The 10,316-nt window shown below is 71.3% G+C and carries 8 protein-coding genes and 1 pseudogene; 6 read left to right on the forward strand and 3 right to left on the reverse strand.

Annotated features, from left to right (window positions below; genetic code table 11):
- On the reverse strand, positions 1-1,139 hold a 1,139-nt coding region (locus tag R6V09_RS35660), incomplete at its 3' end, for a sensor histidine kinase (RefSeq protein ID WP_317885606.1).
- Between the two features lie 143 nt (positions 1,140-1,282).
- Here R6V09_RS35660 and R6V09_RS35665 point away from each other — a divergent pair.
- The 3 genes from R6V09_RS35665 (at position 1,283) to R6V09_RS35675 (ending at position 4,678) form a co-directional block, all read left to right on the forward strand.
- Positions 1,283-2,860, forward strand: coding sequence for a nitrilase-related carbon-nitrogen hydrolase (locus tag R6V09_RS35665; protein WP_317885607.1), 1,578 nt, complete (start codon positions 1,283-1,285; stop codon positions 2,858-2,860).
- A gap of 67 nt (positions 2,861-2,927) precedes the next feature.
- A complete protein-coding gene (locus R6V09_RS35670; protein ID WP_317885608.1) occupies positions 2,928-3,059 on the forward strand; it encodes a hypothetical protein in 132 nt (43 codons plus the stop codon).
- Positions 3,060-3,382: 323 nt separating this feature from the next.
- On the forward strand, positions 3,383-4,678 hold the full coding sequence (locus R6V09_RS35675; protein ID WP_317885609.1) for a hypothetical protein: 1,296 nt from the start codon (positions 3,383-3,385) through the stop codon (positions 4,676-4,678).
- A gap of 39 nt (positions 4,679-4,717) precedes the next feature.
- Here the strand turns inward: R6V09_RS35675 and R6V09_RS35680 are convergent, their stop codons facing one another.
- Positions 4,718-5,743, reverse strand: a complete 1,026-nt coding sequence (locus tag R6V09_RS35680) for a LacI family DNA-binding transcriptional regulator (protein ID WP_317885610.1) — start codon at positions 5,741-5,743, stop codon at positions 4,718-4,720.
- A 174-nt stretch (positions 5,744-5,917) separates the two neighbouring features.
- Here R6V09_RS35680 and R6V09_RS35685 point away from each other — a divergent pair.
- Positions 5,918-7,936, forward strand: a pseudogene (locus tag R6V09_RS35685) (beta-galactosidase); the annotation flags it as partial.
- 307 nt (positions 7,937-8,243) lie between these two features.
- The gene (locus R6V09_RS35690; RefSeq protein WP_317885611.1) at positions 8,244-8,525 is read left to right on the forward strand and encodes a helix-turn-helix domain-containing protein; all 282 of its coding nucleotides are present in this window, start codon (positions 8,244-8,246) and stop codon (positions 8,523-8,525) included.
- A 20-nt stretch (positions 8,526-8,545) separates the two neighbouring features.
- Here the strand turns inward: R6V09_RS35690 and R6V09_RS35695 are convergent, their stop codons facing one another.
- On the reverse strand, positions 8,546-9,421 hold the full coding sequence (locus R6V09_RS35695; protein WP_317885612.1) for a ribonuclease BN: 876 nt from the start codon (positions 9,419-9,421) through the stop codon (positions 8,546-8,548).
- Positions 9,422-9,600: 179 nt separating this feature from the next.
- Between R6V09_RS35695 and R6V09_RS35700 the strand changes: the two genes are divergently transcribed.
- Positions 9,601-10,316, forward strand: a 716-nt coding sequence (locus tag R6V09_RS35700) for an SMP-30/gluconolactonase/LRE family protein (protein ID WP_317885613.1), incomplete at its 3' end; no start/stop codon positions are given.

The raw sequence follows: 10,316 nt of genomic DNA on the forward strand, positions 1-10,316 counted from the left end.
CGCGGCCCCGCCGCCAGCTCACCGTCGAAGGCCGCCACGCGTTCCCGCATGCCGATGAGCCCCCGGCCCGAGCCGGTCACGGACCGATGGCCCGCAGCGGCCGGGTCGTTGCGCACCTCGATGACAAGGCCGGTGTCGTCGCCCCGCACGGTGACCTGCACCTCGACGGGCCCCGCGTGCTTGACCACGTTCGTCAGCGCCTCCTGGACGATCCGGTACGCCGAGACCCGCATCCCGGCGGACGGCGCCGTCCCCGGCAGGATCTCCGACGCGTACGTCACCCGGCACCCCGCCGACCTGGCGGCGTCGATGAGTGTGCCGAGGTGGTCCAGGGACGGTTCGGGCGCGAGTTCCCGCTCCCGGAACGACAGCAGCCCGAGCAGGCGCCGCATCTCGACGAGCGCGGTGTCGGCGGTCAGGGCGATCAGCTCCACCCCATGGGCCGCGAGGGGCGGATCGTCGTCCATGACGTCCTGCGCGGCGCGTGCCTGTACGGCGATGGCGCTGACGTGGTGGGCGACGACGTCGTGCAGGTCGCGGGCGATACGGGCCCGCTCGGCGATCGCCGCCTGCCGGGCGTTGAGCTCCTGCTCGGCCCTGAGCCGCCGGTTGAGCTCGCGCAGCCGGTCGGCGTCGACGGCGATCCTGCGTCCGCCGTGTCCCAGGATCCAGGCGAGGGCGAAGAAGAAGACGAAGGTCGTGGCGCTGATCGGCTCAAGCGAACCGAGGAGCGGTGTCTGCCAGTGCCCGCTGAGCGCGTCGGCGGTCATGGCCGAGGCCAGGCACACCAAAGTCCCGGGCACACTGACCGCGACCGGTTCGTACCGCGCGAGGGCGTACACACCGATCATCAGCAGGAACGGGCCGGGGATCTTCTGAGGGATCGGGCCGAGCACCTGGAAGGCGACGTAGAGGACGGTCATCGCGGCCAGGACGGTACGAGGTCGCGTCCGCCGCCACAGCAGCGGGACGGTCTGCGCTCCCCACAGGGCCACGGCCCAGCCGCCCGGCGTCGGACTGCGGCCGAGCACCGTGGCCATGTCGAACAACGTCAGACCGCCGCCGAGCGCGACGTCCGTCGGACGCGGCCGGGCTGCGAACCAGAGCTGTGCGGCCCGTGGCAGGGCCCTTTTCTCCATGACCATTTCAGTTCATCAGGCTAGGGCAGCGGGAGCACGGCGGGATCCTCCGCCGGGTGCGCATCGATGGTTGCGCGGTGCCGCCGGAGATCGCCGCGGGGACGGAGGCGCCAGAGGGTGCCGCCCTCCTAGCGTCGTTCCCCATGACGAACCTCCCCACCGAACAGAACCCACCACCGACCCGCCCTTCTCCCGGAACGACGACGGTGACCAAGTCGCCCGGCGGTAAAGGGAGTTCACGGCCCACCGCGCGGTGGGCGCTGCTGCCGCTCGGCACCGCGGCGACGCTGTTCGCGGTGGGCGGCCGATGGGACGTCCCGGCCGCCGCCTGGATCTCCCTGGTGCTCCTGCTGCGCTTCACACGTCTCAGCCGTGCCTGGGCCGGGACCCTGTGGATCTGGGCGGCGCACACGGTGGCCGCCGTCTTCTGGGTGCAGGAGTCGGCGATCGGCTTCGGCCCGGTGGTGGTCGCGGGAGCCGTCGCGCTGGCCGCTCTGCAGACACTGCCGTTCCTGGCCGACAGACTGCTGACCGGCCGGCTGCGCCCCGGGGTGGCGGCCCTCGCCTTCCCGGCCGCCGTCGCCGCGACCGAGTTCCTGATCACCGTGGTGTCGCCGTTCGGTACGGCCTACGGCTCGCTCGCGGTCACCCAGTACGGCGACCTTCCGCTCCTCCAGGTCGTCTCCGTCACCGGCCCGTGGGGGATCGGATTCCTGATCGCCTACTTCGCCGCCACCGTCAACCACCTCTGGGAGAAGCCCAGTTGGCGAAGCGGCCTGGTCTACGTGGCCGTACTGCTGACCGTCGTGCTCGCCGGTGGTGCCCGGCTCGCCCTCGCGCCCTCCACAGCCCCGACTGTCCGCGTCGCCGGAATCAGCCCCGGCCGGAGCGTGACCGACGCCCAGCGGGCGGTGTTCGCCCGGGTCCCGGACATCGCCACCGCGCCCGCCGCGACGGTCCAACCCGCCATGGCCGCGGTCGAGAACGACCTGCTGGCCGCCACCCGGCGCGAGGCCGCCGCCGGGGCGAAGATCGTGATCTGGCCCGAGGAGGCCGTCAAGACCCAGGAGTCCCACGAGCCGTCCGCCGTCGCCGCCGCCCAGGACCGGGCCCGCCGGTCAGGCGTCTACCTGGAGATCGGCGTCCGCGTCTACAGCAGGAGCGGACCCGCCCACGACAAGGACGAGGCGATCCTCATCGACCCGCGCGGAAAGGTGCTGTGGACCTACCAGAAGGCCCACCCCATCCCCGGCTCCGAGAAGTTCACGCCCGGCGACGGCCGCGTGCCCGTCGCCGACACCCCGTACGGCCGGATCGCCAACGTCATCTGCTACGACGCAGACTTCCCCGCCATGATGCGGACCCGCGCCGACATCATGCTCGTCCCCTCCCACGACTGGCGGGAGTACGGAGCCGCACACACCGAGAAGGCGAGCCTGCGGGCGATCGAGGGCGGCTACTCACTGATCCGCCAGGACGCGGAGGGTGTTTCGGCCGCCTACGACGACGAGGGCCATGTCCTCGCCTCCACCGACTACTTCACGACCGAACGCCAGACCATGGTGGCCTATGTACCCGTCCGCGGCGGCACCACGGTCTACGACCGGATCGGCGACGCCTTCGCCTGGCTCTGCCTGACCTGCGTCCTCGCGCTCACCGTCACCGCCCTCGCCGGTCAGAGGCGACGGACCGTCACCGAGCGGAATCCTCACGGGAGTTGACGACACCCGGACGGTCTTCGTCCGTGCCGCGCGGCCGTCCCCGCCGAAGAAGAAGCTCAGCACGACCATGACGGTGGCGGCGACGGCGAACCGCAGGGCCCAGGTGGCGGCGGAGCCGTCCGCGAGTGCGGAGGTGACGGCGGGCGCGTCGAGCAGGACACCGCTCAGGGGCAGCGAGCCCGCACCGCTCAACAGGTAGACCCACAGCGGGGGTTCGTTGGACACGACGAGGACCGAGGCGGCGAGGACCACGATCACACTGAGTACGACGGTGAGCGAAGTGATGTCCATGGCCACGAGCATTCCGCCCGCCGGCCGGCGAATCGTCGGCGCGACGGAGGATCGGCGTCTCTACCAAAGGGTATAGACACGCCTCCCACTGCAACCTTTCGTATCGGCGGGCCGTCCAACTCCCGCCCGGCACTGACTACTTGCCGGGCTTTCCGCTATACCAACATGGGGGATGTCATGAGATCTGTCTCCGTCGGGCGTCACTTGCGTCGCGGAGCCTGTGCCGGAGCCGTGGGGGCGTTGGTCCTCGCCGGTCTCGGGAGCGGGGCCGCCTTCGCCGACGACGAGCCGCAGAGCGACCAACTGTGGATCCAGGCGCCGTCCGACCAGTCCGTCACCGTCGCCCCGGCCGGCGGCACCGCGCAGTACCGGGCGCTGTCGCTCGGTCTGTACCACGACAACGACAACTTCACGGTGACGGACGGACACCTGACCGTCGACGTCTCCGGGCTCACCGGGGTCGCCGAGGTGGTCTGGCCCGACAACTGCACGCCGAACAGCGCGGGCACCGTCGCGGTGTGCGACACCGGGGACGTGCCCACGAACTACACCGCGCAGGTGCAGCTGAAGGTGCGGGCCGCCGCAGGCGCCGCCGCGGGAGCGCAGGGCGCGATCGAGTACTCCGCCGAGGCCACCGGCGGACCCGACGGCACCCTCACCGCTCCGGAGGGCAACGCGGAGACCTCCGTCACCGTCCGCTCCGGCCCGGACCTCGGTGTCGCCGCCCCGCAGGACATGACCGGCGTCGCGCCCGGCACCGACCTCACCGTGCCGTTCGCCGTCACCAACACCGGCAACGAGACCGCCCACGGCTTCACCGTGCAGATGTACGCGACGTACGGCCTCGACGTCGTCACCCGCTACCCGCAGTGCACCTACACCGAGCCGGACGTCGGCGGCACCTACATGCCCATGACCCACGCGACCTGCACCTTCGACACCGACATCGCGCCCGGCGCCACCGTGGAACTGCCCGCGCCCCTGCACCTCACCGTCACCGACCACGCGCTCTTCGACCGGTTCGACTACGAGATCGAGCCCGTCGACGGCATCACCGACCTCGACAGCTCGGACAACAGCCGCGCCTGGAGCATCGACGCCGACAACACCGCCGACTTCGCCGCACACGGCACCGAGGTGAGCGGCGCGGCCGGCGACACCGTCACCACCACCTTCCGGTTCACCAACGACGGCCCGGCCTGGGTCGGCAACGTCGGCTCCGGTGACCCGGTCGCCGCGATCGACTTCTATCTCCCGGAGGGCACCACCGCCACGTCCGTGCCCGACAGCTGTGAGACCGCCTGGACGTCGGGCGACGACCCGACCATCGGCCACTACGCCTGCTCCCTGCGGATGTGGGCCAAGCCCGACCTGGACGTCAGCTTCCCGTTCCAGCTGCGCGTCGACCGGGTCGTCCCCGACGCGACCGGCCACGTGATCGTCCACCCCCACGGCGACAAGCCCGTCGTCTTCGACCCGAACAGCGCGAACAACACGGCCGAGGTGATCGTCAACCCGACCGCCTGACGGCCGTGACGAGGGGGCGCGCCGACGGCTCGCCCCCTCCTACGTCGACTCCCGCTTCACCAACTCCGTCGGCAGTATCACCGCCGCCGTGTCCTCGCCCCCGATCTGCGCCAGCAGCACCCGCACCATCTCCGCGCTGATCCGGTCGAACGGCTGCCGCATCGTGGTGAGTTCGGGGCTGGAGGCGAGCGCGGCGGGGGAGTCGTCGAAGCCGCCGACCGCCACGTCCTCCGGCACCCGCCGCCCGGCCCGCTCCAGCGTGGTGAGCACGCCCCGCGCCATCAGGTCGGAGGCGACGAACACCGCGTCCAGGTCCGGCACTTGCGCGAGCAGCCGCTCGGCACCCTTCTCGCCGCTGAGGCGGCTGTAGTCGCCGGAGACGACGAGACGCTCGTCCACCTCGACACCCGCCTCGGCGAGCACCTCCTTGTAGCCGGCGAGGCGCTCGACACCGCCCGGGGTGTCCAGCGGGCCAGTGACCGTGCCGATGCGGCGGCGGCCGAGGGAGAGCAGATGCCGGGTCATGTCCCGGGCGCCGTCCCGGTCGTCGGCGGCCACGTAACTGATCTTGGAGCCGAGCCCGATCGGCTTGCCGCACGCGACCAGCGGCACGCCCGCCTCGCTCAGCTCCTCCGCCACCGGGTTCCCGGAGTGGCTGGAGACCAGCAGCACCCCGTCGACGTGCCCGGAGGTGATGTACCGCGTGATGCGCCGCCGCTCGTCCTCGGTGCCGGCCAGCATCAGCAGCAGCGGGATGTCGTGCGCGGCCAGCGCCTGGGTGCAGCCGCGCAGCAGGATGTTGAAGTTCGGGTCCTCGAAGAACTTCTCCTGCGGTTCCGTCAGCAGGAAACCGACCGAGTCCGAACGCCCGGTGATCAGCGAGCGGGCGTGCCGGTTCACGACGTAACCCGTCCTGCGGATGGCCGCGTTGACGGCCTCCTGCGCGGCCGGGCTCACATAGTGCCCGCCGTTGAGGACACGCGACACCGTGCCCCGCGAGACACCGGCCTCGCGCGCCACGTCATGGATCGTCGGTGGTCTGCGCCGACCCCCCGTATTGCTCATGGTCCAGACTCTACGGCTCCCGGGCCCGGAGCCAGAAGCACCGGTATGGGAGCGTTCACAGCAGAGAAACATCAAGGACACTTGTCAGCGGTCACGGGCGTGCGGTTATGTTGGGGCGGCGCCCTCGGGCGTGCTGTGTGCACGTTCCCAAATGATCGACTACGGGAGAGATCCATGCCGGAGACCACCCCCAGGGGCCTCACCAGCCTCGCCTTCGGTGGGGACTACAACCCCGAGCAGTGGCCGGAGAGCGTCTGGCAGGAGGACGTCCGGCTGATGCGGGAGGCCGGCGTCACCATGGTGAGCGTCGGGATCTTCTCCTGGGCACTGCTGGAGCCCGAGCCCGGTGTGTACGACTTCGGCTGGCTGGACCGGATCATCGGCCTGCTGCACGAGAACGGCATCCGCGTCGACCTCGGGACGCCCACCGTCTCGCCGCCCGCCTGGTTCTACCGCGCCCACCCCGAGGCCCTGCCCGTCACCGCCGACGGCACCCGCTACGAGTTCGGCTCACGCGGCGCGATCTGCCACAGCAACGCCGACTACCGCGCCGCCGCCGCGAACATCACCACACAGCTCGCCGAGCGGTACGGCACCCACCCCGCCCTCGCGCTGTGGCACGTCTTCAACGAGTACGGCGTCCCCGTCTCCGCCTGCTACTGCGACTCCTGCGCCGCCCACTTCCGCCGCTGGCTGACCGCGACGTACAAGACCGTCGACGGCGTCAACGAGGCCTGGGGCACCGCCTTTTGGGGCCAGCGCTACGGAGACCTCGGCCAGATCAACCCACCCCGCCTCACCCCGACCGCCGTCAACCCGGCCCAGGCGCTGGACTACACGCGGTTCGCGGACGCCACCATGCGCGAGAACTTCGTCGCCGAACGGGACATCCTGCACCGCCTCGCGCCGGGCATACCGGTCACCACCAACTTCATGGCCGCCCTCAGCCAGTGCGAGTCCGTCGACTACTGGGCCTGGGGCCGCGAGGTCGACCTCGTCACCAACGACCACTACCTGATCACCGACGGCCGCCGCACCCACGTCAACCTCGCGATGGCCGCCGACCTCACCCGCTCCGTCGCGGGCGGCGCCCCCTGGCTGCTCCTCGAACACTCCACCTCGGGCGTCAACTGGCAGCCCCGCAACCCCGCCAAGGCCCCCGGCCAGATGGCCCGCAACGCCCTCTCCCACGTGGCGCGCGGCTCCGACGGCGCGATGTTCTTCCAGTGGCGCCAGTCCCGGCGCGGCGCCGAGAAGTTCCACTCCGCGATGCTCCCGCACGGCGGCACGGAGACCCGCGTCTGGCGCGAGGTCGTCGAACTCGGCGCGTCCATCGAGGAGTTGAGCGAGATCCGCGGTACCCGCACGCGGGCCGACGCAGCCGTCGTATGGGACTGGCAGTCGTGGTGGGCGCAGAAACTGGAGTGGCGCCCCAGCGAGGACCACGACGCCCGCGAGCGCGCCGACGCCTTCTACGAGGCCCTCTACGACCGCCACCTCACGGTCGACTTCGCCCACCCGGAAGCCGACTTGTCGGCGTATCCCCTTGTCGTCGTACCCGCCCTGTACCTGATGACGGAGGCGGCCGGTCACAACCTGAAGCGGTACGTCGAGCAGGGCGGCACCCTCGTCGTCTCCTACTTCTCCGGCATCGTCGACGAGCACGACGCCGTCCACGAGGGCGCGTACCCCGGCGCGCTGCGGGACGTACTCGGCCTGACGGTCGAGGAGTTCTCGCCCTTGCTCGCGGGTGAGCGGGTGCGTATCACCGGAGCCGACGGTTCCGAACTCACCGGTGACGTATGGACCGAGTTCGTGGTCCCGCGCGGCGCCGAGACCGTGTGGACGTACGCCGAGGGCCTCACCGCCGACCACCCGGCCGTCACCCGGCACCGCCTAGGCGAGGGCACCGCCTGGTACGTGTCGACCCGGCTCGACGCCCACGGCCTGGACGCCCTGCTCGGCTGGGCGGCCGAGGACGCCCGGATCGACCCGCGCGCCGACCTGCCGTACGACGTCGAAGTCGTGCGCCGGGAAGGCGAGTTCGGCAGCTTCCTCTTCGCGATCAACCACAGCGCCTCCGACGTCAAGGTGCCGCTGGGCGCCGACGGCACCGAGCTGCTGACCGGCGAGCGGGCGGCGGGCGGTCTCGCGGTCTCCGCCGGAGCCGTGCGGGTCGTACGACTCGACGGCTGGGCCGACTCCCCTCCGCCCGCGAGAGCCGTGAGCCGCGGGCGGAGGGGGACCTCCGCCGCCCGGCGCGCGTGCGTTCTTGTTCGGCTGCGACGGCGTGGTTCGGCCAACACCCGTTCCGGAAGCCGGAGTTCGATCCCGGCGGTCCCATGTGTCCCGTCCGTGGCCGCGCGCCCCAGCGGCGGCGGCCACGCCGAACAGGAACGGTCGGTCCCGGACAAGGGGCACCGAGTCGGGGACGCGGTGGACCGTGCTGCGGGAGAGTGGGAGGACGCGGCAAGTGGCGCGCAGGACGGAGGGTCACGAAATGCTGAGGACTCCGCTGAGTCAGCGACGATTGGACATCCTGGAGTGGCTGAGAGATCCGGCCGCCCACTTCCCGGCACATCAGTGTCTCGCCGAGGCCGGGGTCAGCGCGGAGGCGGTGGCGGTCAAGCTGGGCGTGTCCCGCCAGGTCGCCGACACCCACCTCGAACTCCTCACGGCCCTGGGCCTGTTGCGCACCCGGCGGATCCGGCTGCGCACCTACTACCGGCGTGACGAGGTCCGTATCGCCGAGGTGGCCCGGATGTTCGAGAAGGGCTGGTAGCCGGACCGCCGGCCCGAGCGTCACACCGTGTCCTGCTCGGCGTCCGCTTCCTGCGCTTTCTCCACTTCCTGCGCTACCTCCGTTTCCTCTGCTTCCTCCGGTGTCTCCGGCTTCGTGCGGAACGACGCGTCCGGGTCCCCGAACCGCTCGCACAGCAGCCTGCCCACCAACGCGCCGCCGTAGAGCACGAACCCCACGCCGACCAGCCAGGACTCCACCACCAACACCGTGCCGACCGGGCCGTAGCTGACCGCGTTGGTGACCAGGAGCGGGGTGAACACCAGGTATGAGAACCAGCGCAGGCCGACCAGGCCCGCCATCGTGACGAGCGCGCCCGGCAGCAGATACCGCCAGTGGACCTGGCGGCTGAGCAGGAAGTGCGGGCCCCACCAGAAGAACAGCAGGCCGGCCGTCATGCTGAGCAGGATGCGGGGCGTGCCCGCGAGGACGTTGCGGGTCTGCACCTGCGCGTACAGATAACCCATCAGCATGACCAGCCAGATCAACTGCCGCCAGATGCGGTGCCAGGGCGCGCCGGTAGGGCGCCACACGTGCTCGTAGCCGCTCTGCACACTCGACGCGAAGGACAGCCCGAACAGCGCGAGCAGTGCCACGCTCCAGGCGCTGGTGGTGCCGATCACCTTGCGGGGCGGGGTGAAGACATCGGTGAGCGCACGGGCCGAGCGGCCGGACAGGTCCATGCCGTCAACCAGCCACAGCGCGAACCCGCCGTGCCCGATCGGATCGGCCGCGGCCACCACGATCAGCAGCGGCGCCAGCGTGACCAGCGCGAGCGTCGCGAACCCCATGGCCCGGTGCAGCAGCTCCAACTCCCGCCCGCGCCGGTTGAGTTCGGCGAGCCCGAGACGCTGCCACGCGGTGCGGACGCGGTTCACCGGGGAGTTCCCGCGCGGCGGGCGGCCGACCACGTCATGCGGGGCCCCCTTCTCACTTCTCGCCGACCGGCAGCGCGATCCGGGTCACCGGGAATACGCTCGGCAAACGAGACCGGGTGCCGCGATGACCGGGAAGAACAGCAAGCGTACGCGCGCCGGACCCAACCGTGGAGGTGTTCGTGGACCGACCCAGTGCACTGCTCGCCCGCAGCTACGTCGCGATCGGAGGCGTGGGTCCCGAGGATGTGGTGGCCGACGCCCGCGGCCGGGTGCTGACCGGCGTCGAGGACGGCCGCATCCTGCGCCTCGACGGCCTGCTCGACCCCGAGGCGGTGCGGGTCGAGACCCTCGCCGACACCGGCGGACGGCCGCTCGGCCTCGAACTTCTCCCGGACGACGCCCTGTTGGTCTGTGACGCGGAACGCGGGCTGCTGCGCGTCGACTTGGCGGACGGAACCGTGCACGTCCTCGCCGACTCGGTGGCGGGGGAGCCGCTGCGGGGCTGCAGCAACGTGGTCGCGCTGTCGGACGGCAGTGTGTACTTCACCGTCTTCAGCCTCCGCTACCCGATCGAGCGGTGGATCGGCGACATCGTCGAACACACCGGCACGGGAAGGCTGTTGCGCCTCGCACCCGGCGCCGACAGTCCCGAAGTCCTCCTGGACGGACTCCAGTTCGCCAACGGGCTCGCCCCGAGCGCCGACGAGTCCTTCCTCGTCGTCGCGGAAACCGGCTCCCGCCGGCTGACCCGCTACTGGCTCACCGGACCGAAGGCGGGCCGGAGCGAGTCCTTCGCCGACGACCTCCCCGGAATGCCCGACAACCTCTGGCGCGGCGGCCCGGACGGGCCGATCTGGGTGGCGCTGGCCGGCCCGCGCGTCGCACCGCTCGAACT

It is taken from the genome of Streptomyces sp. W16, from assembly GCF_033194735.1.
In the GTDB taxonomy this organism is placed as follows: Bacteria; Actinomycetota; Actinomycetes; order Streptomycetales; family Streptomycetaceae; genus Streptomyces.